Annotated in this window: 12 protein-coding genes; all 12 read left to right on the forward strand. The window is 72.7% G+C overall.

Annotated features, from left to right (window positions below; all coding sequences use genetic code 11):
- Window positions 1–248 precede the first annotated feature (248 nt).
- Complete coding sequence (locus ACXET9_RS11695) at window positions 249–1,256, forward strand: polyprenyl synthetase family protein (protein WP_457886776.1); 1,008 nt, start codon at window positions 249–251, stop codon at window positions 1,254–1,256.
- Between the two features lie 409 nt (window positions 1,257–1,665).
- On the forward strand, window positions 1,666–7,890 hold the full coding sequence (locus ACXET9_RS11700) for an Ig-like domain-containing protein (RefSeq protein ID WP_457886777.1): 6,225 nt from the start codon (window positions 1,666–1,668) through the stop codon (window positions 7,888–7,890).
- Window positions 7,891–7,980: 90 nt separating this feature from the next.
- Window positions 7,981–8,955 carry an AAA family ATPase gene (locus tag ACXET9_RS11705; protein WP_457886778.1) on the forward strand — a complete coding sequence of 325 codons (975 nt, stop codon included), beginning with the start codon at window positions 7,981–7,983 and terminating at the stop codon, window positions 8,953–8,955.
- On the forward strand, window positions 8,952–10,340 hold the full coding sequence (locus tag ACXET9_RS11710; RefSeq protein ID WP_457886779.1) for a DUF58 domain-containing protein: 1,389 nt from the start codon (window positions 8,952–8,954) through the stop codon (window positions 10,338–10,340). The genes ACXET9_RS11705 and ACXET9_RS11710 overlap by 4 nt, the downstream gene beginning before the upstream one ends.
- Entirely contained in the window at window positions 10,337–12,808 is a 2,472-nt protein-coding gene (locus tag ACXET9_RS11715) for a transglutaminase-like domain-containing protein (RefSeq protein ID WP_457886780.1), read from the forward strand. The genes ACXET9_RS11710 and ACXET9_RS11715 overlap by 4 nt, the downstream gene beginning before the upstream one ends.
- 337 nt (window positions 12,809–13,145) lie before the next feature.
- The gene (locus tag ACXET9_RS11720) at window positions 13,146–14,762 is read left to right on the forward strand and encodes an RDD family protein (RefSeq protein WP_457886781.1); all 1,617 of its coding nucleotides are present in this window, start codon (window positions 13,146–13,148) and stop codon (window positions 14,760–14,762) included.
- On the forward strand, window positions 14,759–15,631 hold the full coding sequence (locus tag ACXET9_RS11725) for a PP2C family protein-serine/threonine phosphatase (RefSeq protein ID WP_457886782.1): 873 nt from the start codon (window positions 14,759–14,761) through the stop codon (window positions 15,629–15,631). Before ACXET9_RS11720 ends, ACXET9_RS11725 begins: the two co-directional genes overlap by 4 nt.
- Window positions 15,628–17,967 (forward strand): FHA domain-containing protein, encoded by a 2,340-nt coding sequence (locus ACXET9_RS11730; RefSeq protein ID WP_457886783.1) that lies wholly within the window; start codon window positions 15,628–15,630, stop codon window positions 17,965–17,967. The genes ACXET9_RS11725 and ACXET9_RS11730 overlap by 4 nt, the downstream gene beginning before the upstream one ends.
- Window positions 17,964–19,730, forward strand: a complete 1,767-nt coding sequence (locus ACXET9_RS11735; protein WP_457886784.1) for a protein kinase domain-containing protein — start codon at window positions 17,964–17,966, stop codon at window positions 19,728–19,730. Before ACXET9_RS11730 ends, ACXET9_RS11735 begins: the two co-directional genes overlap by 4 nt.
- A gap of 2 nt (window positions 19,731–19,732) precedes the next feature.
- Window positions 19,733–20,443, forward strand: a complete 711-nt coding sequence (locus ACXET9_RS11740) for a hypothetical protein (protein WP_457886785.1) — start codon at window positions 19,733–19,735, stop codon at window positions 20,441–20,443.
- 103 nt (window positions 20,444–20,546) lie between these two features.
- A complete protein-coding gene (locus ACXET9_RS11745) occupies window positions 20,547–25,013 on the forward strand; it encodes an FtsK/SpoIIIE domain-containing protein (protein WP_457886786.1) in 4,467 nt (1,488 codons plus the stop codon).
- A 136-nt stretch (window positions 25,014–25,149) separates the two neighbouring features.
- Window positions 25,150–25,416 (forward strand): hypothetical protein, encoded by a 267-nt coding sequence (locus ACXET9_RS11750; RefSeq protein WP_457886787.1) that lies wholly within the window; start codon window positions 25,150–25,152, stop codon window positions 25,414–25,416.
- Window positions 25,417–25,516 lie beyond the last annotated feature (100 nt).

A 25,516-nucleotide genomic window follows, 5' to 3' on the forward strand; every position in this document is an offset into this window, starting at 1 on the left:
ACCCCTTTTCGCATGCCCGAAAACAAGCGGCCATCAGGGTGGGGCGTCTCCCCGAGAGGTTCCTCGGGTCACCTCGGGCCCGTCGCCTCGCTGTCGACGGGGACGATCCAGGTAGACTCGGCGGTCGCAGGTGCGGTGCGCAGATGACATGCCGCAGCGCCCAGCGCGGCATCGCCCCGCGATGCACGAAGACTTCCGCACTGCCCGCGTCGGCCCTCAACCACGGGCCACCGACCTCCAGGAGAGCCATGGCGTCCACGCTGCCGGCCGTCCCCGACATGGACGATGATCTCGCCGCGTCCGTAGCCGATCACCTGGTGCTGGTGGAGAGCAAGCTGCGCGACTCCGTCGCCACGAGCGACGACATGGTCCGCTGGACCGGCCGCCACCTGATGGACGCCGGCGGCAAGCGAGTGCGTCCCATGCTCGTGCTGCTCGCCGCGTCCCTCGGCGACATCGATCGCGAGGGCGTCATGGAGGCCGCCGTGCTCGTCGAGCTCACGCACCTCGCGAGCCTTTACCACGATGACGTCATGGATTCCGCGCCCACCCGACGGGGGACGCGCAGCGCCCACTCCGTATGGGGCAACAACGTGGCGATCCTGACGGGCGACTTCCTCTTCGCGCGTGCCAGCGGCCTGAGCGCGGAGATCGGCGCCGAAGCGGTCCGCCTCCATTCCGAGACCTTCGAGCGCCTCTGCCTGGGGCAGCTGCACGAGACGGTCGGTCCCAAGGAGGACGACGATCCGTTCGAGCATTACATCTCGGTGCTCGCGGACAAGACGGCGTCCCTGCTCGCCCTCGCCGGGCAGCTCGGTGCCTCGCTCGGCGGCGCTCCTGCAGGGGCGGACGACATCATGCGTCGCTACGGCGAGAAGATCGGCGTCGCCTTCCAGCTCGCCGACGATGTCCTAGATCTCGGCAGCGATGCCGACACGAGCGGCAAGACCCCGGGCATCGACCTGCGTGAGCAGGTCCCGACGATGCCGACGCTCCTCGTCCGTCGCCGGGCGCAGGAGTCGCCGGATGAGCGCACTCTCGACATCGTGCGACGGCTCGACGGGGACCTGTCCTCGGACGAGGACCTCGCGACCCTGGTCGCACTGCTGCGGGAGGACGACGCGCTCGAGGAGACCCGCGCACTTGCGCAGAGGACGGCGGATGAGGCCGTCGAGATTCTCGGAGAGCTCCCCGACGGGCCGGTCCGCGACTCCTTGACCACGTTCACCCGTTCCCTCGTCGAGCGTGGCCGCTGAGCGTGGCCGCTGACCGCCGGCGCGGACTGCTGCCGGTGACGGAACGCCTCGGCTGACCGCTCCCGCGGGGCACGGCCGTCGTCCGCTGCAGCGGCGATCGTCCCGGCATGGGCGTCTTTGCCGGGTTGTGATCGCTGGCCTATGGTGGAGGGCGGTGCCGGACCAGTAGGCTGTGCGGGCTACGCGCAGCGCACGCTGTCGATGCGGTCTCCCTCGGGGGAGGGGCCGAGCATCCGGCGTCCGTGATATCCAGCGCGATGCATCAGTCGATCGGTCGGCGTCTCCTGCGCCGGCCGCCTGAGGGGAGCGTGGAGTGACGGATCGCGGGTACGCGCGCCGGACGACGCCGATGTCGTCGGCAACGTCGTCGGCGGCCTCGTCGACCTCGGCGCGGGTGCGACGGCGGCGGATGACGGTCGTCTCGGCAGCGATCCTGTCGGTCGCCTCCCTCGTGATCACCGGATTCGCCCTGCATCATCCGGGGCTGACCTCCTCGCGCGTCACCGTGTCCGACGGCGGCGTCTGGGTGACGAGTGCGCAGGACGGTCTGATGGGTCGCATCAACGTGGATGCCCAGGAGATCGACGGCAAGGTCGACATGATCGGGACGGATCTGGACATCCTCCAGTCCGGCTACGACGTCATCGAGGTCGGCCCGCACGGCTTCACGCCGATCAACACGACGAGCGAGAAGCGCAACGGGCTGGTCGAGCTCGATCCCGGGTATGAGCTCGCGCTCGGCGGGGACCGCGTCGCGATCGCCTATCCGGACGGGCGCGTCTGGGTGCTCTCGCCCGCGGAGGCGGCCGCCTTCTCGCCCGATGCCGCCGAGCCCGTCCATCAGGGCGAGGGGAAGGCGCCGTCGATCACCGTCAGCGATGCCGGGACGCTCTTCGTGCTGGAGGGGTCCACACTCACCTCCTATGCGCGGGAGGATTCCACCCGCGATACGCGCCTCTCCTCGACGGTCGAGCTGGAGGGGGTGTCGACCGATGCCGAGCAGCTGCAGCTGACGACGGTGGGGGAGGCGCCCGTCGTCCTCGACGAGGAGCATCGGACGCTCCTGCTCGGGGACGACGGCACGGCCGTCGCGCTGTCGGACTTCGGCGTCTCGGATGCGTCGGCGCTCGCTCTGCAGCAGCCGGGCGGGACCTCGGGCTCGGTCCTCCTCGCCACCTCCGATGCCCTTCTCGAGGTGCCGCTCGACGGCGGCGATCCCGTGAGCCATGCGGTCGGGGGGAGCGGTAACCCGGTGGCTCCGGCGCAGGTCGACGGCTGCCTCTACGGCGCATGGAACGACTCGGACCTGTACCTGCGCTCGTGCGCGGGCCAGGAGGATGCGGCGTCGACGGTCCCGGACGTCGACTCGGACGCGGACCTCGTGCTGCGGGTGAATGAGGGTCTCGTGGTCCTGAACGATCAGCAGCTGGGACGGTCGTGGCTGATCTCCGACGAGATGCAGATCGTCGAGAACTGGGCCGTCACCAATCCGCTGAAGTCCGAGACCGCCTCCGAGGACCGCGAGACCCTCAGCACGACCATCGAGAACGCCCAGGTCGATCGCACGCAGGAGAACCGTCCCCCGATCGCCCAGGACGATGTGTTCGGCGTGCGCCCCGGGGAGAGCGTGGTCCTGCCGATCACGCGCAACGACACGGACCTCGACGGCGACATCATCACGGCCTCGCTCCAGGGGGAGCAGCCCGCGATCGGGACCGTGACCGCGATCGAGGACGGCACCCAGCTGCAGATCGATGTCGTCGACGACGCGAGCGGGACCGCCGACTTCACCTATCTCGCGGACGACGGGCGAGGAGGGCAGGACACGGCGACGGTCACGCTGGAGGTCAAGGCCGACGACGAGAACAGCGGCCCGGTCCCCGCGGATTCGACCGCCCTCAAGCTCACCGTCCGCTCGGGCCGGTCGACCTCGATCAACGTGCTGCCCTACTGGCAGGATCCCGAGGGCGATGCCTTCTACCTCGCCAACGCCACCGTCCCGCCCGAGGACCTGGTGACCTTCCGAGCCGACGGCACCGTGACCTACAACGATGCGGGTCTCGAGACCGGGACGAAGCAGATCCAGCTCACCTTCCGCGACGAGCGCGGGACGCAGAGCGAGGGCGTCCTCGAGGTGGACGTCGTGGACGACACCGACATCCCGCCGATCACCTCGGCCGATCATGTGCGCGCGGTCGTCGGCCGCAGCGCGACGATCAAGCCGCTCGCGAACGATCTGAACCCCAACGGCGGCGACCTCGAGCTCACGCATGTCACCGCCGACGAGGACCTCGAGACCGAGGTGTCCCTCGAGACCGGGACGATCACGGTGTCGGGGGCGGCCGAGGGGATCCACTATCTCGAGTACACGGCCGCGGCGACCGGATCGGGATCCACATCCCCGGGGATCATCCGCGTCGACGTCGAGGAGCCGGATGCGCAGGACCTCGCCCCGGTCGCCGTGGACGACATGGGGGCGGTCGTCGTCGGCGACACGGCGCTCGTCGACCCGCTCGAGAACGACGTCGACCCCGCCGGCGGGATCCTCGTCCTCAACGGCATCGACGTGCCTGAGGGCAGCGGGCTGGAGGCGACCGTCGTCGAGCATCATCTCGTGCGCCTGACGGCCTCGCCGGATGCGGTCGTCGGCTCGGAGCCCGTGGAGATCGGCTACGAGGTCGCCGGGACCTCGGGGTCCGCCCGCGGGACCCTGCGGGTGATGATCGTGAGCACGGACACCCAGCTCGCGAACCCCGATGCCGTGCCCGATACGGCGACGGTCCGCGCGGGCGACATGACCACCATCGACGTGCTCGCCAACGACGACTCGCCCTCGGGGGCGGAGCTCTCGCTCGGCCAGCTCACGGACACCGGCGCCCTCGATGCGCTCGGTCATCTCGAGACCCATGCCGACCGGATCCGCTTCACCGCGGACCCGGACGCCTCCGGGGAGGCGTCGCTCACGTACCAGGTCGTCGACGACACCGGCCGCGTCGGATCGGCGCGCCTGACGATCACCGTCGTCCCCGTCGAGACCGCGAACACGTCGCCGCGCCCGGAGAACCTCACGGCGCGGACGGTCTCCGGCAGCGCCGTGCGGATCCCGGTGACCACCGACGGGATCGATCCCGAGGGCGATTCGGTCATCCTCACGGGGATCACGAGCCCCACCCCTCAGCTCGGCGAGGTCACCGCGATCGACGGGCAGTGGATCGAGTACACGCCGTTCCCCGGGGTGACCGGCACGGACCGCTTCTCGTACCAGGTCATGGATCGGCAGGGCGCGATCGGGACCGCCGAGGTGCTGGTGGGCATCGCCGAGCCGTCGGACACCAACCAGTACCCCGATGCGGTCGACGACGTGGTCGATGCGCGGCCAGGCCGCGAGGTCCAGGTGCAGGCGCTCGCGAACGACACCGATCCCGAGGGCGCGGTGCTGTCGATCGATCGCACCGCGGTCGAGGCGATCACCGCGGCCGACGGGACCGTCGTCGAGGTGCTCGACCCGGAGGAGTCCGCACCGGGCGTGGTCACCGTCGTGACGCCGGAGGCCGAGGGCACGTACACGGTCGTCTACGGGGCGAGCGACGGGCAGCTCACCGACACCGCATCCATCACCCTGCGCGTCTCCGAGGACGCCCCGCAGCGCAGCCCCGTCGCCTACGACGACTTCGTCTCGGCCGCCGACGTCCTGGACACCGAGAACGAGACGATCCCCGTCGAGGTCCTCGCCAACGACATCGACCCGGACGGCAGCACCTCCGATCTCACGGTCACGCTGCCGGATGCCGTCGAGGGCGCCGAGGTGGTCGACGGCACCCGCATCGTCGTCACGCCGCAGGACGATCTCCAGCGGATCCGCTATCGCATCGAGGACCTCGACGGCCTCGACTCCTACGGGTACATCTGGGTCCCGGGCCTCGCGAAGCAGGCCCCGACCTGGGTGGGCGGCACGCTGGAGGTCGGCAGCGGCGAGGAGCTCGCGATCGACCTCTCCGACACCGGGCTCGTGCGCGTGCGGCCCGGCGGTCAGCCGGCCGTCGTGACCGATCCGTCGGCGGCCTCCGCCGTGCACTCCGACGGCTCGGCCCTCGTGGCCGACGAGCGCACCCTCGTCTACCGCTCCGCCGAGGGCTTCTCCGGCGACGACGCGATCACCGTCGAGGTGACCGACGGGGAGTCCGGCGACGAGACCGCCGCGACCGCCGTCCTGACGATCCCCGTGCAGGTCATCGCCACGGAGCAGGAGGAGGAGAACCGGCCGCCGACGATCCAGGGCGCGCCGCTGCAGGTCGAGCAGGGCGGCGGTGCGGCGAGCATCGACCTCGCCGTCGGCACCGCCGACCCCGAGGGCGACGAGCTCGTGTACGCGATGGGGGAGTACGTGCAGGATCCGCAGGTCGCGATCGCCCTCGAGGGCTCCGTCCTGACGGCGACCGCCTCCGCCGAGGCCTCCAAGGGCACCGTCGTCGAGGTCCCGGTGACCGTCGCCGACGGCACCAACGACCCCGTCCCCGCGAGCATCCAGGTGTCGGTCACGAAGTCGACGCGGCCGCTGATCAGCGCGACCCTGGACACCGGCGACATCGACGCGGGCCAGAGCGGCCTGATCGACGTCCTCGCCAACGACTCGAACCCCTTCGAGGGCGGCGAGCGGACGATCACCTCCGCCTCGGTGACGAGCGAGGGCGCCGGGAGCGCCGAGGTCGTCGACGGCCAGGTGCGCATCACCGTCGACGATGACTTCCACGGCGTCCTGCACGCCCAGTACACGGTCCTCGACGACACCGGCGACATCGATCGCAAGGCGGTGGGCGAGATCGAGGTGGGTGTCCGCGGCGCCCCCGAGGCGCCCTCGGTCCCGCGCATCGTCGAGGCCGGCGACGGCTTCGTGACGATCGCGATCACGGCGGGCGCCGACAACGGCGCGCCGATCACCGAGTACCGCGTGACCTCGCCCGACCATCCCGAGGTCGCGGCCGTGTGCACCGCGACCTCCTGCACGATCGACGGGCTCACGAACGACGTCGAGTACACCTTCCAGGCGGTGGCGGTCAACGACGTCGGCACGTCCGACGCCTCGGGCGCCTCGGCCTCCGCCCGGCCCGACGTGCGCCCGGGGACGCCCGCCGCCCCGACGGTCGAGCGCGGCGACGGGCAGCTCACGGTGCGCTGGAGCGCGCCGGAGAACCGGGGCTCCGCCCTGCAGAAGTACGTCCTGCAGAAGCAGGACGCGGCGACCGGGGAGATCGAGAGCGTCGAGCTGGACGCGTCGTCCACGGTGCACGTCTGGTCCGGACTGACCAACGGCACCAGCTACCGCTTCAGCGTGCGCGCCTACAACCGCGCGGATGCGCCGTCGGACGCCTCCTCCTGGTCCGCCGCCGAGCATCCCGCGGGCGCCCCGAAGACGCCCTCGGGCGTCATCACCGCGACCCGGATCGACGACGTGATGGGCGGCGGCGTCAAGGTGTCCCTCCCCGCGATGGGCGCGGACGAGGCCAACGGCGAGAGCATCCGCTCGTACATCGTGACGGCGTCCGACGGCAGCACGCGGACGATCACAGCCGTCCCGGGCACGAACACGACGACCTTCCGGTCGCTGGACCCCGACACGGCGTACACCTTCACCTATGCGGCCGTGAACTCGGTCGGCACGGGACCGTCGTCGGCCGCCTCGAAGGCCGTGACGCCGTACTCCGTGCCCTCCGCGCCGGGCACCGTGACGGCGACGCTGCCCGACACCGGAAGCGGTGACGGCCCCGACGGCCGGGTCGACCTCAGCTGGAGCGCGGCCGTGGACAACGGCACGCGCATCGACGGATACGTCATCAGCTGGTCCGGGGGATCCACGACGGTCGACGCCGGCACGACCTCCACCCGGATCTCGAACCTGACCAACGGGAAGGCCTACACCTTCACCGTGGCGGCGACGAACCGCTTCGGCGAGGTCAGCGGCGGCACCAGCTCCTCCTCGGTGACGCCGTACACGCGGCCCGGGTCGGCGCAGATCTCGAGCTCCGCCGGCACCTGCACGAACTCGTCGACCTGCACGGTCACCTTCACGATCACGGCGACCGGCGACGACGGGGGCGGCGGGAGCCGGACCCTGCACTATGCGGTCGACGGCGGGGAGACCACCTCGGTCTCCAGCACCTCGCAGACGATCACGATCACCTCGACGTCGGGCGCCTCCCACAGCGTGGAGGCCTGGGTCGAGAACGGGAAGGGCCTGACGAGCGAGCACGTCACGAAGACGCAGGCCGCGCAGACCTACACGGCGCCGACGCCGCAGGGGACCGTCGTGTTCAAGGGCAAGTCGACCAACCAGGCGTGCACCAACACCGACTTCTGCCGTCTCATCGACGTGCGGTACAGCAGCCTCGAGCCGGGGAAGACGTACCAGGTCTACATGACAACGCGCGCGACCGACAGCCCCTACGGCGAGCAGCAGGACGCGGAGTGGCCGATCAACGGCACCGAGTTCACGGCCTCCTCATCGGGGACCTGGAGCAGCGTGGACGCCGGCTACAACTGGCACTACGGCTTCAAGTACAACGCGTTCACGCTGTACCTCTACGATCCCGCCACCGGGACGAAGACCGATCTGGGCACCTACTCCCTGCCCCAGTGACACCCTGATGCCAGCACCGCCCAGACCAGCACCGCCCAGACCAGCACCGTCCGGCTCCGACCGGATCGACCACGAAGGACACCGCACTCCATGAGCATGACCCCCGAGCAGGCGCGCTGGTTCGCCGAGACCTTCGACAAGCTCGCGCAGAGCATCGGCCAGGCCGTGCTCGGCAAGAACGACGTCGTCCGGCTCGTCCTGACGGCCATGCTCGCGCCCGGCCACGTCCTGCTCGAGGACGCTCCGGGCACCGGCAAGACCTCGCTCGCGCGGGCGATCGCCGCGACCGTGCAGGGGCGCAGCAGCCGCATCCAGTTCACCCCCGACCTGCTGCCCACGGACGTCACCGGCGTGCAGATCTACGACCAGCAGAGCGGGTCCTTCAGCTTCCACGAGGGGCCGATCTTCGCGAACATCGTGCTCGCCGACGAGATCAACCGCGCCTCGCCGAAGACGCAGTCGGCCCTGCTCGAGGTGATGGAGGAGGGACGGGTCAGCGTCGACGGGGAGACCCGCCAGGTCGGCACCCCGTTCATGGTGATCGCCACCCAGAACCCCATCGAGCAGGCCGGCACCTACCGTCTGCCGGAGGCGCAGCTCGACCGCTTCCTGCTGAAGACCTCGCTGGGCTACCCCGATCATGCCTCGACCGTGCAGATCCTCCAGGGCTCGTCGATCCGGGACCGGGCCGCGGCGCTGCCCCCGCGCATCTCGCTGAACGCCGTGGACGACATGGCGCAGCTGGCGTCGACCGTGCACGTCGACCCCGCGGTGCTCGAGTACGTCTCCCGGCTCATGGAGGAGACCCGCCTGGCGCCCGAGGTGCGGGTCGGCGTCTCGATCCGCGGCGCCCTCGCGCTCATGCGCGCCGTGAAGGTCCGGGCGGCCGCGGAGGGCCGCCACTACGTCATCCCCGACGACGTCAAGGCGCTCGTGGAGCCCGTCTGGCTGCACCGCTTCGTGCTCGATCCCGAGGCCGAGTTCTCCGGGACGAACGCCGGCTCCGTGCTGTCGCGGATCCTCAGCGAGGTGGCGCCTCCGCAGGCGCGTCAGCAGGGCGCATGAGCGCCCGCCTCTCCGGCCCGGCGCCCGCCCCGGCATCCGTCCGCGATCCGGGCCCGGCCTCCCGCGCCGCCGGCGGCTCGACCCCCGTCGCCGGCGGCTCGCTGGCCGACGCCGTCCCCCAGGACACGGCCGACGTCCGGGCCGCTCGGGCGCGTGCGGCCGCCGAGGAGGCGGTCCCGCTGCGCAGCCGCCTCGGCGGCGGCGCCCGGATGCTGTGGACGCGGCGGATCCGCCCCGTGCTGTCGGTGGTGTCGCCCGTCGGCTGGACGATCATGGGAGCGGCCGCCCTCAGCTGGACCGTCGGCCTCCTCCTGCACGTCACCGAGCTGACGGTGCTCGCGGCGACCCTGACGGTGCCGCTCGTCGTCGCCGCCCTGTTCGTGCTGGGACGGGCGAACTACCGCATCGACCTGGACCTCCGCGAGCATCGCGTGGTCGTCGGCACCCGGGCCGTCGGCCGGATCGAGGTCGCGAACCCGACCCGTCGGCCGATCCTGCCCTCGCGCATCGAGCTCGCCGTCGGCTCCGCGACCGCGCAGTTCCTGGTGCCGCGGCTCGCGGCGGAGGGGACCCACGAGGAGCTGTTCGCGGTGCCGACGCGTCGACGCGCGGTGCTCGTCGTGGGGCCCGTCCGCTCGGTGCGCGACGACCCGCTGTCGCTCATGCGACGCCAGGTGACCTGGGCGAAGGCGCAGGAGGTGTACGTCCACCCGCGCACGGTCCGGCTCGACGAGGCGGCCACGGGCTTCCTGCGCGATCTCGAGGGGACCCCGTCGTCGGACCTCTCGAGCTCCGACATCGCGTTCCATGCGCTGCGCGAGTACGTGCCCGGGGACGACCGGCGCCACGTGCACTGGAAGTCCGTCGCCCGCACCGGGCGGCTCATGGTCCGCCAGTTCGAGGAGACGCGCCGCTCGCACGTCGTCGTCGCCCTCGACACCGTCTCCGGGCGCTTCGCCGACGACGACGAGTTCGAGCTCGCGGTCTCCGCGGCCGCCTCGATCGCCGGCCAGACCTTCCGCGAGGAGAAGGAGCTGACCGCGCTCACCTTCGACGAGCGCCAGCGCACCGGCACCTTCCGGACCCTCATGGACGACTACACCGTCGTCGCGCCGACGAAGCCGCGGCGCTCCCTGCACGAGCTGGGTCATGCCGTCACGGACCTCGCCCCGGGGGCGTCCTCCGTCATGCTCGTCGTCGGCGCCCATGCCACGGTCCGCGAGCTCACGGCGGCGGCGAGCCAGCTGCCGCTGGGCGTCATGGCCGTCGCGATCCGCTGCGCACGCGGCGCCGAGGTGCGGCGCTCGGCGATCGGCGGCCTGCACGTGGTCACGATCGGCGAGCTCGACCAGCTCGCCCGGGCGCTGCGCGGGGTCGGACGATGAGCGCGCCCGCCCGCCCGTCGGCCGATGCGGGCGCGAGCACCTCGCGCCGCGCCGTCGACCTGACCGTCCTGGGCATCCTCCTGCTCCTCGCGGCGCTCGGCTTCCAGCCCGTCTACGGGGGCGTCCAGCATCTCGTCACGGGGACGATGGCGCTGCTGCTCGGATTCCTCATCGCCCTGATCGGTGCGCGCTGGTCCTGGGGACCGCTGCGGATGGCGCTGCTGACGATCGGCGTCCATCTCGTCCTCGGCACGGTGTTCGCCGCGCCCTCCCATGCGCTCTGGGGCGTGGTGCCGACGCCCGCGGCGCTCTGGGAGGTCATCCGGGAGCCGGTGAGCACCTGGAAGTCGGTGCTGACGGTCGCGCCTCCGGTCGGCACCGCCCAGGGCATGCTCGGCGTGGAGTGGATCAGCATGCTGCTGCTGTCCCTCGGCGCGGCCACCGTCGTGCTGCGCACGCGGCAGTTCCTCGTCGCCTGGCTGTTCCCGCTCGCGCTGCTGGGCGTGACGATCGTGTTCGGAACCACCGAGGCGTTCTGGCCCGTGCTGCGAGCCGTGCCCTTCGCGGTCCTGTCGCTGGCCTGGCTGACGTGGCGCTTCGAGAGCGACCGGCTCGCGGGCTCGCGCTCGAGCATCATCGCCGACACCGTGCGGGCGGGCTCGTGGAGCAACCCGGTGCTGCGCCGACGGGTCGTCGGCGGCACGCTCGTCCTGGTCCTCGCCGCGGGGACCGCGGTCTCCGCCCAGGCGCTGCTGGATCCGCCCGAGGGCGCCGGCCGCTACGCGCTGCGGGACACGATCACCCCGCCCTTCGACGCCGACCGCTTCGTCTCGCCCCTCGCCGACTATCGCGGATATCGCAAGAACACCCGGGACACCGAGCTGTTCCGGGTCACCGGTCTGCCGGCGGGGGAGCTGATCACCCTCGCGACCCTGGACACCTACGACGGGCACGTGTACGAGGTCGCGAGCTCCTCCGACAAGAGCTCGCCCTCGGGCGCATTCCTCCGCACCGCCACCGGCGTGGACCTGCTCGCGGCGAGCGACTCCTCGCGCACCGCGACCATCGAGGTCGAGGGCTATGCCGACGTCTGGCTGCCGACGATCGGGAAGGCCACCGACCGGATCGACCTGGCCTCCGCCGACCCCGACCGCACCGGCGCGCTCGCCGAGAACCTGTACCTCAACCGCACCTCGGGCACGGCGATCGCGGCGACGGGCCTGGCCTCGGGCGACAGCATCGACCTCACCTACGAGCCCTACATCGCGCCCACCGACGACGAGCAGCGCGATGCGGTCTTCGCCGAGGACGACCTCCCCGAGGGGGCGGAGATGGGGTCCGGGCTGGAGGCGCTCGCCGCCCGGTGGGCCGGCGACTCCGAGTCCGACTACGAGCGGATGCAGAGTCTGCTGCGCGGCATCACCACCGACGGCACCTTCTCCCACGGCATCGACGACGACGAGGCTCCGTCCCTGTCGGGGCACGGTGCGCGCCGCCTGCTCGCCATGCTCGAGGAGACGGGGTACGACGAGGAGGACAGCGACGCGATCCAGCAGGGCATGATCGGCGACGAGGAGCAGTACGCGGCGCTGACCGCGGTCATGGCCCGGTCGCTGGGGATCCCGGCGCGCGTCGTCATGGGCTTCGAGGTGCCCGCCCTCGAGGGCGGGACCGCGGTGATCACCGGGGACGACGTCACGGCATGGGTCGAGGTCGAGTTCGAGGGGATCGGCTGGGTCCGCTTCGACGTGGTCCCGCAGGACGACGACACCCCGGTGGAGCAGACGCCGAAGGACGTCGACCTGCCGATGCCGCAGGTCGCCCAGCCGCCGCCTCCGCCGGCGGAGCCGCCGACGCAGCCGCCGGGCGCGCTCAGCGAGGACGTCCCCGACGTCCCCGACGACCCGGTCGTCGGCGACGTCTGGGTGCGCTGGGCGCTGGTCGCCGCCGCGCCCATCCTGCTCATCGCGCTCCTGCTGGGCGCGATCGTCGCGGCGAAGGCGATCCGGCGTCGGCGTCGGCGCCTGCGCGGCAGCCCGCTCGAGCGCATCGACGGCGGATGGCAGGAGATCCTCGACCTGCTGGCGGATCTCGGCCGCCGCGCGGACCCGGTGCTCACCCGTCGGGAGACGGCCGCGCAGCTCGACGCCTCGGTGCCTGGGGCGGGGGCGATGGCCCTGGCGGTCGGCACCGACCGCGCGGTGTTCGGACCCGAGGATGCGCCCGAGGAGGTCGTGCAGGAGCATTGGAAGGGCGTCGCCGCGACCCGCTCGGCGATGGTCGCCGCGGAGCCGCTGCGGCGGCGGCTGCGGGGACTGTTCTCGCTGCGTTCGCTGCGGCGGCGCGCCGCGGACCGCGCGCAGCAGGGCCGACGGGAGCGGGCCCGCTCCCGCGGCCGGGCGCAGGAGGTGCGGCGGGCGGCGGCGCTCGGGCGCCGCCGTCGAGGACGCGGCGGGCGACGCCGGTGACGCTGGTGACGCTGATGACGAGCACGACGAGCACGACGCGAACGAGGGGACCACGGGGATGACCACGAGATACTGCAGCACGTGCGGCGCGCTGCTCCCGCAGGCCGCAGCGATCTGCGGGGAGTGCGGAGCCCGCTACCAGGCCTCGCCCTATGAGCGGCGCGCGACCGACGCGCCCGGTGCCTGGTCAGGGCCTCCGCGTCCGCGGGAGAGGCAGGAGGAAGCGCCCGACGCGGAGCAGGACCGGACGGGCATCGAACGCATCAGCCGCGAATCCCTCGAGCCCGCCGCCCCGGGGACGACCACTCTGCGGGCCCCGGGACAGTACGATCGGATGATGGTCACCCAGCCCGGTCCCCACCCGTCGGCCGACCCCGCCGGCCCCGCCGCCCCCGTGCAGGAGCCGGCTCCGCATGCTCCCGCCTCCGAGCCGGAGCCGACCCGCCTGGATCCGCCGCTGGACGACTGCGTCGCGGCATCGCCGCTGAAGCGCCTGCTCGCGGCGATCGTCGACGGCGTCGTCCTCGGCATCCTCGAGCTTCCTCTGACCATCGCGGTCGTCCTCCTCATCCTGAACGGCGAGGCCACCACGACGGTGCTGGTCCTGGTCGGGATCGGCGTGGCGCTCCCGCTGGCCTTCGTGATCCTCACGGTCTGCCTCCAGGGCCTGAAGGGCTTCACCCTCGGCAAGCTCGCGCTCGGTCTGCGCACGACCCGCCAGGGCGAGGGCGGCCCGATCGGCGTGCTGCGCGCCCTTGGCCGCGCCGTCCTGCTGGGGATCTGCACGCCCCTGTTCGGTCTGTCGATCTTCCTCGATCCCACGAAGCGGCTGCGCGGCCTCCACGACCGCGCCGTCGGCTCCGTCGTCGCCGACATCCGCGCCGGCCGCGATCCGATGGGGCCGCGTCCCGACGGCTTCGAGCGCGAGAGCGCCGATCACTACCTGGGGGCGCCATCGGTCGCCGTGGGAGCCCCCGAGAACCTGATGGCCTCGCCGGGTGCGGTGTGGTCCGCACCGGAGGCGCCCAGCGCGCCCTCGGCCGCCGACGGGACGGACGTGCCCGCCGCGGCACCCGCCCCCGGTGCGGCCGAGGCGCTGGGCTGGGGCGCGTCCGCGCCGTCGGCGCCCGCATCCCAGCCCGTGCCGTCGGAAGCCCCGGCTCCGATCCAGTCGACGCCCTGGTCGGCGGCACCTGCACCTGCACCTGCACCTGCGCCCATGCCCTCGCCCGCACCGTCCTCCGATCAGGCTCCGGGCCCGGTGAGCGCGTCCGCGCAGGATCCCGCGGTCTCCTGGGCACCGCCACCGCCGTCGCCCGCCGCCGCACCCGTTGCGCCGCCGGCCCCGGTCCCGCCGGCTCCGCCCGTGCAGCAGGCACCGGCCGCTCCTCCTGCGCCGCCCGTCCAGCAGGCTCCGTCCGCGCCGCCGAGCGCGCCGGTGCAATCGGCCCCGGCCCCGGCCGTCGGTGCGGCGCCCGCGGCCCCGCAGGGGGCTGCCCCGACCCCGCAGCCGTCGTGGATCGCTGATGAGATCGACGAGTCCACGCGACTGAGCGTCCCGGAGGAGGAGCCCGAGGATCTCGAGCAGACCCGTGTGTCCTCCCTCCCGCCGCGCCGCGTGCGCTCGCTGCGGATCACCGCCGACGACGGCACCACGCGCGTCCTCGACAGCGCGGCCATCATCGGACGCAACCCCTCCGGGGAGGACGGCGAGACGCTGATCGTGCTGCGGGACGGGACCCGTTCCGTGTCCAAGACGCATCTGCGCATCGACGGGACCGGCGAGGACCTGGTGGTCACCGATCTGGGCTCCACCAACGGCTCGGCGATCGTGCACGCCGACGGCAGCCGCGAGGAGCTCGAGGCGAACGCCCCGACGACGGTCCCGGGAGCGCCGGCGACGGCGACGATCGCGATCGGCGACCGCCTCCTGACCCTGGAGAGGGAGCAGTGATCGACCGCTCCCTGTCAGACCCCGACGCCCAGGGCAGCATCCGCACGACGTGGACGGCGCTCACGCATGTGGGTCATGTGCGCGCCACCAACGAGGACTCCCTCCTCGCGGATCCTCCGATCTTCATGGTCGCCGACGGCATGGGCGGGCACAACGCGGGAGAGGTCGCGAGCGCCGTCGCCGTCGAGGAGTTCGAGAAGCTCACCGTCCAGCGCAACGTGACCGTCGACCAGCTCGGCGACCGTCTGCACGCGGCGGCCGAGCGGATCGCCGCGCTCGGCGGCGGGGAGCCCCTCGGCGCCGGCACCACCGTCGCCCTGGTCGCGACCACCGTGCTGGACGGCATCGGGTACTGGGTCGTGCTGAACCTCGGGGACTCGCGGGTCTACCGCCTCTCCGGGGAGATCTTCGAGCAGGTCAGCGTCGATCATTCCGTGGTCCAGGAGCTCATGGACCGCGGTGACCTCACCGCGGAGGAGGCGAAGGTCCACCCCTACCGCCATATGGTCACGCGCGCCCTCGGCGCCGGACCCGAGTCGGACCCCGACTACTGGCTGATCCCCGCCGAGGCGGGGGACCGGATGCTGGTCTGCTCCGACGGCCTCACGGGGGAGGTCGAGGACGCCGTCATCGAGCGCCTCCTGCGCCGGAGCGACGGTCTGGGCACCATCGCGCAGGGCCTCGTGCAGCTCGCCCTCGACGGCGGGGGCCGGGACAACGTGAGCGTCGTGATCGTGGAGGCCGTGGAGATCCTCGGCCTCTCGAACCCCGCGGAGACCACGGTCCAGTCGCCGCCGTCCCCCGCGGACCTGGTCGAGATCGACGAGGACACCCTCCCGCGCGCGATCCCCGAGGACGGCTCACGATGAGCGAGGGCACGACGCTTCTCGGCACCGGCATCTGGGTCCAGAACGGTCCGGCGACGCTGGTGGCGAGGGAAAGGGGCTGGATCGTCCTGGTGCCCGGCAGCCGCAAGGAGGTCATCGAGGCCGCCTGGGAGGTGCTGGGAACCGGGGGGAGCGCCGACGGCCCGAGCGCGGAGACGCTCCTCGAGGACATCGCGCGCCGCGCCGGGATCGAGAGCCCGACGGCGATCAGCGCTCTGCTGTTCGCGCTGCTCGACGAGGGCACCACTCGCATCGGCGTCCGCGGCAGCACGCCGCTGGCCGTGCACACCGCGGATGGCGTCGAGCTCGTCGTCGGCTCCGACGAGGAACCGCTCGCGGTGCGGGAGCTGTCGGGGGTGCGGCGCATCGCCTTCGGCGATCTCCCGGCGGAGGACCCGCTCGGAGCGCTCCGCGTCGGCACCGGGATCGTCCGCGCCCGCGGCTTCGTGCATTCCCTCGTCGATCCGACCTCGCTGCCGGAGGCGGAGCGGTCCGCGCTCGCCGAGCAGATCGCCGAGCAGGGCCGGTCGATCATCACGCCGGATGCCCGTGCCCGCCGCGACGCGCGACCTGCGCCGACGAAGAACGTCGTGGCGCCCGCTGCGACGGGTGCGTCCGCAGCGCCGGCTGCCCCCGCTGCGCCGACGGCGGCGCCGGCCACCGCCCCGCCGCCGCGGCGCTCTCCGGCCGTCGCGACGCGCCGCTCGGGGGAGATGCCGGGGTCGTCTCCGCGCCGCACTCCCGCACCGGCCGCGTCCTCGGCTCCGAGCGTCTTCGACGGTCTCTTCGGCGGGCCCGCTCCGGAGGCCCGGCCCGCACCGGCGCCTCAGTCCGCTCCGGCGGCTGCACCGGCTCCAGCGGTCGCATCACCCGTCCCCGAGCCAGCTCCCGCCCCCGCTCCTGCGCCCGCCGCTGCGCCCGAACCGGTCGTCGCGCCCAGCGTCCCGGAGCCGGCGGGCCCGTCAGCACCGCCAGTGCCCGCGGCCGGTCAGGCGCCGGCTGCTGCGCCGTCCCGCGGTCGTCGGCGACTGGTGAGCACATCGCTGTTCGACAGCCCGCGGACGCCGACCCCGCAGGCACCGACCCCGCAGGCACCGACTCCGCAGGCACCGGCGCCTGCACCGGCGGCGGCCGCTGAGCCGTCGAGGACGCCGCACCCGCTGGCGCGCACCGGCCCGCCGACCTCCTCGGCGGACACTCTGATCGAACCGCTCGAGAGCTTCTTCCCGGAGACGATCATCGAGCCGATCGAGCAGGTCGAGCAGGTCGAACCGTCCGCACCGATCCCGCCGGTCGCCCCCGCAGCAGCAGCTGCGACCGGTCGGCGGCGGGCAGCGACCGATTCCTCGCCGGCCGCGCCCCGTCCGGACCGGGAGCCGGGGTCTGCTCCCGTGATCGAGGTGTCGGGCGAGCGCGGTGCCTATGACGATCTCTTCGGCAGCACGATCTACCGCAGCGTCGAGGATGCCGCGGTGCGCAAGAGCGGTGAGGAGGAGCACGTTGAGGAGGGCGCGATCGCGCCGGAGAGCGCTGCCGGGTCCGGGCCCGGGGTCGGCGGAGGCGCGGCGGTCGCGGACGACGACCCCGCGGGGGTTGCGATCACCTACGGCCGCGCGGAGGCGGCGCCTTCGAACCTGCCCGTCGCCCGACCGGCGGAGGCGACCTCCTCGGCGATCGGCGGGGACTTCATCGACTGGGTGCCCGGTGTGGGGCGGGCGGCTCCGGAGGTCGCGCGTGCGGAGGCTCGGCGTGCCGCCGCTCCGGCCCAGGCCCAGGCCCCGGCCCCCGTGCAGGCCGCGGCTGTTCCGTCGCCTGCTCCCGCTCCCGCTCCGTCGGCGCAGCCCGGTCCGCACAGCGGTGCGGTCATGCTCCCGGGGCTGCTGTGCCCGTCGGGGCACGCGGAGTCCCCGGAGCGGACGGTCTGCCGGGTCTGCCGCGGCCCGCTCCAGGGGCCGCCGCGTGCGGTGGCGCGTCCGCCGCTGGGGCGGATCGCGATCCTGTCCGGCGGCGGGTTCGTCCTGGACCGCACGGCGATCGTCGGGCGTCGACCGCGCGCATCGCGGGTCAGCGGTCATGACGTCCCCCAGCTGATCACGGTGCCCAGCCCGCAGCAGGACATCTCCCGCTCCCACGTGGAGCTGCATCTCGAGGGATGGCATGTGGTCGCGAGCGATCTCGGCACCACCAACGGGACCACGCTGCTGCGCCAGGGCGCTGAGCCGGTGCGGCTGCGTCCGCGCGAGGGCATGGTCCTCGTCGAGGGCGATCGTCTGGACCTGGGCGACGGCACGATCCTGCAGTACCGGGAGGCGCCATGAGCTCCCGGCCGCCGTCGGCGCCGCCGCGCCTGCCCGGCTACGAGTACGAGACGCTGCTGGGATCCGGCGGGTTCGCCGATGTGTTCCTCTACCGCCAGTTCCGTCCGCAGCGGCGGGTGGCGATCAAGGTGCTGCTCTCGGACGTCCTCGACGACAGCGTCCGCCGCCAGTTCGACGCCGAGGCCAACGTCATGGCGACGATGTCGACGCATCCGTCGATCGTCTCGATCCATGCCGCGGAGATCTCCGCGGACCATCGGCCGTACATCGTCATGGAGTACTGCTCGCGCCCGAACTACGGGGTCCGCTTCCGCCGTGAGCGGATCACGGTGGCGGAGGCGCTCCGGGTGGGCGTGCAGATCGCCGGCGCCGTCGAGACCGCGCATCGCGCGGGCATCCTCCACCGGGACATCAAACCAGCGAACATCCTGGTCACGGACTACAGCCGGCCTGCGCTGACGGACTTCGGCATCTCGATCGCCGCGGGCGCCGGGGATGACATCGACGATTCGCAGGGCATGTCGATCCCGTGGTCGCCGCCGGAGTTCTTCGCCGATCCGCCGCGCGCGGACGTGCGCAGCGACGTCTTCTCGCTCGCGGCGACGGTCTACTCGCTGCTCGCCTCCCGCACGCCCTTCGAGCGGCCGGGCCAGCGCAACAGCGCCGCCGATCTGATCCACCGCATCGAGACGGAGCCGCTGCGACCGCTGGAGCGGCCGGACGTCCCCGCGGAGCTGAACCGGGTCCTGTCGATCGCGATGGCGAAGGACCCGGGCGGACGGTACGACACGGCGCTGTCCTTCGGCCGCGGGCTCCAGCAGATCGAGATGGCGCTGTCGCTGCCGGTCACGCAGATGGATGTGCTCGACGACCGGGGAGGGGCCCTCGATCGCGAGGAGGACGACGCGCTCGAGCTCCACACGCGCATCCGCAAGGTCGCGACGGTGGACCCCGAGGGCCCGGGGACGTCGGACGGGGACCGGGCTGCCGCGGCCCCCGTCGGACAGGCCGACGCACCGGCGGCTCCGGCGCACGCGGCCGACGGGCGGCGCCCCGGGGTGGATCGCTTCGCCGGCATCGCGCCGGCGCTCGGGGAGGACCCGTATCGCCGCGGCGATCCGGCCCCGGGGAACGGGCCGACGGGCGCCCCGGCGAGCGGACCGGGATCGGCTCCGGGCGCGGCCTACGGGCCGCCCGTGGAGGAGAGCACGATGCTGCGGCCGGTCGCGACCGCGACCGGCGGCCCCGCGGACGCGGACGCGGTCCCCGCCGACCGGGAGCGTCGCAGCGGCACGCCCGCCTGGCCGTTCATCGCGCTCGCCGCGCTCGTGGTGATCGCCCTCGGCGCGGGGGCGACCGCGGCCGTCGGGCACTTCTTCGGCGAGCCCGAGGAGATCATCGCGACCACGGACCCCAATGCGGTGGTCACCGACCGGCCCGAGGCGCTGGAGGTCACCGATGCGGCGATCGCGATCACCGTCAGCGAGGCCGACGGCGGAGGCTTCGCCTACGCGAGGATCAGCTGGGAGCTGCCGGAGGAGGCAGGATCGGGGGCGACCTATCGGGTGCGCTGGACGGACCTGCCCGACGGCTATCAGGAGTACGAGCAGTTCGAGATGGTGCGCGGGCGCAAGAGCGTCACGCTCAAGGTGCCTCCGGGGGTCGATCCGCTCTGCGCCGAGGTGCAGACGGTGTTCGAGGATCCGAGCGCGGCCAGCGGCTGGGTGCCGGTGTGCCTGGAGGACGAGGAGAAGGTGGACTGAGGATGGCATCGACGATTTCGGTCGCGTTCTGCGGGGAGTGGTACCGCGTCGAGGAGGGGGAGGACCTCACCATCGGCCGCGACGCCGATCTCAGCGTGGACGAGGACAATCCCTTCCTGCACCGGCGGTTCCTGCAGATCGTGCAGGTGGAGTCGATGTGGTGGCTGGTGAACATCGGATCGCGGCTGTCGGCGACGATCACCGACGGCACCGGATCGATGCAGGCATGGCTCGCGCCCGGGGCCCGCATCCCGCTGGTGTTCGACGAGACCAAGGTGGTGTTCACCGCCGGTCCGACGACCTATGACCTCTCGGTGCACGCCGACTCGCCGCAGTTCGAGCGGACCGTCGGCCCGGACGATCCGGCGGGCGAGACCACCGTCGGTTCGGTGCAGATGACGATCAGCCAGAAGCTCCTGATCCTCTCGCTCGCCGAGCCGATGCTGGTGCGCGAGGGCAGCGGGATGAGCTCGGTGCCGACCTCCGCCCAGGCGGCGGCCCGGCTCGGCTGGCCGCTGACGAAGTTCAACCGGAAGCTCGACAACGTCTGCGACAAGCTCGACCGGCTGGGCGTGCGCGGACTGCGCGGGGGGCCGGGGAAGCTCGCGAGCAACCGGCGCGCGCGGCTCGTCGAGCACGCGGTCCTCTCGCGACTCGTGACCGCGCAGGACCTGCCGATGCTGGACCGCAGCTTCGACGACGACGTCGAGTAGCACCGGCCAGACCAGCCGGACCAGCACGACCAGCACGACCAGCAGGACAGGGGAGGGCGGGCGGTGATCGCCCGCCCGGGGGATACAGGGGAGGACCACGCGGATGCGGATCAGGCTCACGCTGCGCCGGCCGGAGGACCGGCTGACGGATCTCGAGGTGACGGCCGACGCCACGGCGACGGTCGCGGATGTCGCCAATGCGCTCTATCTCGCCGATCCGATGCGCGACGAGGTCGTCCCGCCGGAGGGCCTGACCCTGCAGGTGCAGGATCCCGGGGCCGGCCGGGGCGCGGCGGGCGTGCGCTCGCTGGACCGCGAGGTCGACCTCATCCAGGCGGGGCTGCGGTCCGGAGGCGTCGTCTCCCTCGCGAGGTCGTCGAGCGAGTACCGCACGCGGGCGGAGTCCCGCGGCGCCGCGGTCGCGCTGCTGCGCGTGCTCTCGGGTCCCGAGGCGGGGCGCGAGTATCCCCTGCCCAGCGGCTCCAGCACCATCGGACGGGAGGGCGACCTGGACATCCGGATCGCCGATCCGATGCTCTCCAAGCGCCATGCCCGCATCAACGTCGGCGAGACCGTGGAGATCGTCGACCTGCGCTCGTCCAACGGCGTCGTGATCGGCGGGGAACCGGTCGAGCGCGCCGTGATCGGACCGGCCGACACCGTCCTGATCGGGCAGACCGCCTTCGCGATCGTGCTGCTGCACCGCCTGGGCGGCACGGCGCCGACCTCCCCGGTGGTCGAGTTCAACCGCTCCCCGCGGGTGGTCCCGCGCTTCCCCCACCGGCCCCTGAAGGCGCCGACGCCGCCCAAGGAGCCCAGTCCGCAGTTCTTCCCGATCTTCATGCTGTTCGCCCCGCTGCTCATGGGCGGCCTCATGTTCTCGATCACCCACAGCCCGTTCTCGCTCATGTTCGTGCTGATGATGCCGCTGATGGCGACCGCCGGGTACCTCAACCGCAAGCTCCAGCAGAAGCGGATCCTGGAACGCCAGATCCAGCAGTTCGAGGAGGGGCTCGCGGCGCTCAAGCGCCGGGTCACCGCAGCCCAGGACCTCGAGCGCGCGGTCCGGCTGGTGGAGACGCCGTCGGCCGCGGACACCGTCGACGCGGCCTTCCGGCTCGGCCGCCTGCTGTGGACCCACCGCCCCGAGCACACCGCCTTCGGCACGCTCCGCCTCGGGCTCGGCGTCTCCGAGTCCCGGGTGGGCATCGAGATGCCGGGGGAGAACGACGCCATCCCCCTCTACTACGACATGCTCGACGACATGCATCAGGAGTACCGCCTGATCGCGGGCGTGCCCATCGTCGCCGATCTGCGCGAGGCGGGGAGCGTCGGCGTCGCAGGCACCGGCGGGGAGGCCGACGGCGTGGCCCGCGGCCTGGTCATGCAGCTCCTGGCCCTCCACTCGCCCGCCGAGATGACGATCGCGGCTATCACCTCCCGCTCCAGCCGGCTGATGTGGGAGTGGCTGAAGTGGCTGCCGCACACCTCGAGCCCGCACTCCCCGCTGCCCGGGGATCACCTCGCCGACACCCCCGGACGCGGCACCGCGCTGATCTCGCGGATCGAGGAGCTCATCGACCAGCGCAGCGCCGGCGCCCCCGCGCAGCTGCGCACCCGGCTGACCGTCGACCTGTCCGAGGAGCCGCCGCTGCCGCCGGACCCGGTCGTGCCGAGCCTGCTGGTGATCATCGAGGACGACGCGCCCGTGGACCGCGCGCGCCTCGTGCGGATCGCCGAGCGCGGCCCCGACGTCGGCGTCCACGTCCTGTGGTCCGCCTCCGACGTCGCCTCGCTGCCCGCCGCCTGCCGCACCTACGTCTCGGTCGACGAGTCCGTCGAGGGCGCGAGCGCAGGCCACGTGCGCCTGGGGGAGCGCTTCTACCCGGTCGCCGTCGAGACCGTCTCCGTCGAGGTCGCCTCCGGCGTCGCCCGGCACCTCTCGCCCGTGGTCGACGCCGGCGTCCCCATCGACGACGACTCCGACCTGCCGCGCTCGATCTCGTATCTCAAGCTCGGCGGCATGGCGCTCGCCGAGGACCCCGGCCACATCGTCGAGCGGTGGAAGGAGAACGGGTCGCTCACCCCGCGCGACGGCACGCCACCGCAGCGCCGCAAGCACGATGCGAACCTGCGGGCGCTGATCGGCCACAACGGCCAGGACGCCTTCCACCTGGACCTGCGCACCAACGGCCCCCACGCCCTCGTCGGCGGCACCACCGGCGCCGGCAAGTCGGAGTTCCTCCAGGCCTGGGTGATGGGGATGGCCACCGCCCACAGCCCCGACCGGGTGACCTTCCTGTTCGTGGACTACAAGGGCGGCGCCGCCTTCGCGGACTGCGTCGACCTGCCCCACACCGTCGGCCTGGTCACCGACCTCTCGCAGCACCTGGTGCGGCGCGCCCTGACCTCGCTGCGGGCGGAGCTGCACCATCGCGAGCATCTCCTGAACCGCAAGAAGGCCAAAGACCTCATCTCCCTCGAGCGGACGGGCGATCCCGAGGCACCGCCGAGCCTGATCATCATCGTCGACGAGTTCGCGGCGCTCGCGAAGGAGATCCCCGAGTTCGTCGACGGCGTCGTCGACGTCGCCGCCCGCGGACGCTCGCTCGGCCTGCACCTCATCCTCGCGACCCAGCGCCCCGCAGGCGTGATCAAGGACAACCTGCGCGCCAACACGAACCTGCGGATCGCGCTGCGGATGGCCGACGAGGCCGACTCCAAGGACATCCTGGGGGACACCATGGCCGCCCACTTCGATCCCGGCATCCCCGGTCGCGGCGCGGCGAAGACCGGCCCCGGTCGGATCACCGCCTTCCAGTCCGGCTACGCCGGGGGATGGACGACCGACGAGCCCGAGCGCGCCCGCATCGACATCGTCGAGAAGGACTTCGGCACCGGCGAGCAGTGGGACGTGCCCGCCCCTCCGGCCAAGGAGGTCGCCGATCCGGGCCCCTCGGACATCTCCCGGATGGTCGCGACGATCGTCGCCGCCGCCGACGGGGCCGGCGTCCCGGCCCCCCGCAAGCCGTGGCTGTCGGAGCTCGCCGACGCCTACGACCTCTCGCGCCTGCCCACCCGGCGCACCGACGAGGAGCTGCTCCTGGGCGTCATGGACGTCCCGGAGAAGCAGGACCAGCCGACGATCTCCTACTATCCGGACCGCGACGGCAACATGGCGATCTACGGGACGGGCGGCTCGGGGAAGTCCACCACCCTGCGGACGATCGCGATCTCCGCGGCCTCCACGGTGCGCGGCGGCCCCGTCCAGGTGTACGGGCTGGACTTCGGCGCCTCGGGCCTGAGCATGCTCGAGGAGCTCCCGCACGTCGGCTCCATCATCTCCGGCGACGACGAGGAGCGGGTGATCCGCCTGCTCCGCACCCTCCGGCAGACGATCGACGAGCGGGCCCGCGAGTTCGCCCGGGTCCGGGCGGGCTCGGTCGCCGAGTACCGCGAGCTGGCCGACGCCCCCGACACCCCGCGCATCCTGCTGCTGGTCGACGGCATGGCCGCCTTCCGCGAGGCCTACGACTACTCGGGGCTCAGCAGGTGGTTCACCGCCTTCGTGCAGATCGCGACCGACGGACGCCAGGTCGGCGTGCACGTGATCGTCACCGGCGACCGACCCAATGCGATCCCCACCTCGCTGGGCTCCTCGATCCAGCGCCGCCTCGTCCATCGCATGGCCAGCGACGAGGACTACGCGGCCTTCGGGGAGCCCCGGGACGTCCTCGACGTCTCCTCGCCCCCCGGCCGCGCGATCCTCGACGGCCACGAGGTGCAGATCGCCGTCCACGGCGGCGACTCCAACGTCGCGATCCAGTCGCGGGAGGTCTCCGAGCTCTCCCGGGCGATGCGCCGCGCCGGCGTCGCCAAGGCCCCGGCGATCCAGCGTCTGCCCGAGCGCGTCGAGCTCACGGCGCTGCGGCCGGTCGCGGACGGTCGTCCGGTCCTCGGCGTCGCCGACGAGACGCTCGAGGAGATCACCGTCGAACCCCGCGGAGCCTTCATGGTCACCGGCCCGATGGGCTCCGGGCGCACCACGGCGATGCTGACGATCGCCACCGGGCTCAAAGCCGTGCCCGAGCCGATGCGCCTGGTGCGCTTCTCCGCCCGGCGCACCCCGCTGTCGGGCCTCGGGGTGTGGGACGTCGAGGCCTCGGATCCCGATTCCGTGCAGGAGCTCGCTGCGCAGCTGCGCGCGACGATCGAGTCCGGGACGGTGGGGGAGGGGCGCCTCGCCCTGTTCGTCGACGGCGTCTCCGACTTCACCGGCACCGGGGTCGAGGCCGATCTCGACAAGCTGATCCGTGCGGCCACCCGCGCGGGCCAGTTCGTCGTCGGCGAGAACGAGTCGGGGACCTGGTCGCAGGCCTACGTGCTCGCGCAGCCCTTCAAGTCCGGCCGCCGGGGACTGCTGCTGCAGCCGAGCGACTCCGACGGCGACACGCTGCTGGGCACGAGCCTCGGCCGCATCCGACGGGCGGACTTCCCCGCGGGCCGCGGATTCCTGGTCACCGGCGGACGCGCCATGAAGCTCCAGGTCGCCCAGGTCACCACCGGCTGACGGCGGCGCATCGCGGCGCGGGCGCGGTCATCCACATGGGTACTCCTCCCCATCGCCCGCCCGGCCTCCAGCCCCTACAGTGAGCACGTCCTCGGCATCCTGGATGCCGAGCAGGTCCGAGGAGAGAGGGGAACCCATGAACATGGCGAAGGGCATGGACGTCGCGGAGGTCCGCCGGATGGCGGAGCAGTTGCGCGACGCCGCCGAGGAGATCACGCGCATCGAGCAGGAGCTCACCTCCGGGCTCGAGGAGGTCGACTGGACCGGTCCCGACGCCGATCGGTTCCGCGGGCAGTGGTCGGGCGAGATGGTCCCGGCCATCCAGCAGGTCTCCGCCGCGGTCGACGACCTCGGCGGCACCGCGGACCGCAATGCGGCCGACCAGGAGTCCATCTCCTCCTGAGGTCCGCTGCGGAGGCCGGAGGCGCCGAGGCCCGGACGGGGGATCCGTCCGGGCCTCGGCGCCTCCCTGATATCTTGAGCGGCGTCACAGCCGGGACGGA

The sequence above is a fragment of the Brachybacterium netajii (SeqCode) genome, from assembly GCF_054114245.1.

Excerpts from the sequence above, each read along its gene's own strand:
- ACXET9_RS11735 (WP_457886784.1), top strand. The coding sequence starts at position 17,964 with ATGAGCTCCCGGCCGCCGTCGGCGCCGCCGCGCCTGCCCGGCTACGAG.
- ACXET9_RS11710 (WP_457886779.1), top strand. The coding sequence starts at position 8,952 with ATGAGCGCCCGCCTCTCCGGCCCGGCGCCCGCCCCGGCATCCGTCCGC.
- ACXET9_RS11740 (WP_457886785.1), top strand. The coding sequence starts at position 19,733 with ATGGCATCGACGATTTCGGTCGCGTTCTGCGGGGAGTGGTACCGCGTC.
- ACXET9_RS11745 (WP_457886786.1), top strand. The coding sequence starts at position 20,547 with ATGCGGATCAGGCTCACGCTGCGCCGGCCGGAGGACCGGCTGACGGAT.
- ACXET9_RS11705 (WP_457886778.1), top strand. The coding sequence starts at position 7,981 with ATGAGCATGACCCCCGAGCAGGCGCGCTGGTTCGCCGAGACCTTCGAC.
- ACXET9_RS11715 (WP_457886780.1), top strand. The coding sequence starts at position 10,337 with ATGAGCGCGCCCGCCCGCCCGTCGGCCGATGCGGGCGCGAGCACCTCG.
- ACXET9_RS11730 (WP_457886783.1), top strand. The coding sequence starts at position 15,628 with ATGAGCGAGGGCACGACGCTTCTCGGCACCGGCATCTGGGTCCAGAAC.
- ACXET9_RS11700 (WP_457886777.1), top strand. The coding sequence starts at position 1,666 with ATGACGGTCGTCTCGGCAGCGATCCTGTCGGTCGCCTCCCTCGTGATC.
- ACXET9_RS11695 (WP_457886776.1), top strand. The coding sequence starts at position 249 with ATGGCGTCCACGCTGCCGGCCGTCCCCGACATGGACGATGATCTCGCC.
- ACXET9_RS11720 (WP_457886781.1), top strand. The coding sequence starts at position 13,146 with ATGGTCACCCAGCCCGGTCCCCACCCGTCGGCCGACCCCGCCGGCCCC.
- ACXET9_RS11750 (WP_457886787.1), top strand. The coding sequence starts at position 25,150 with ATGAACATGGCGAAGGGCATGGACGTCGCGGAGGTCCGCCGGATGGCG.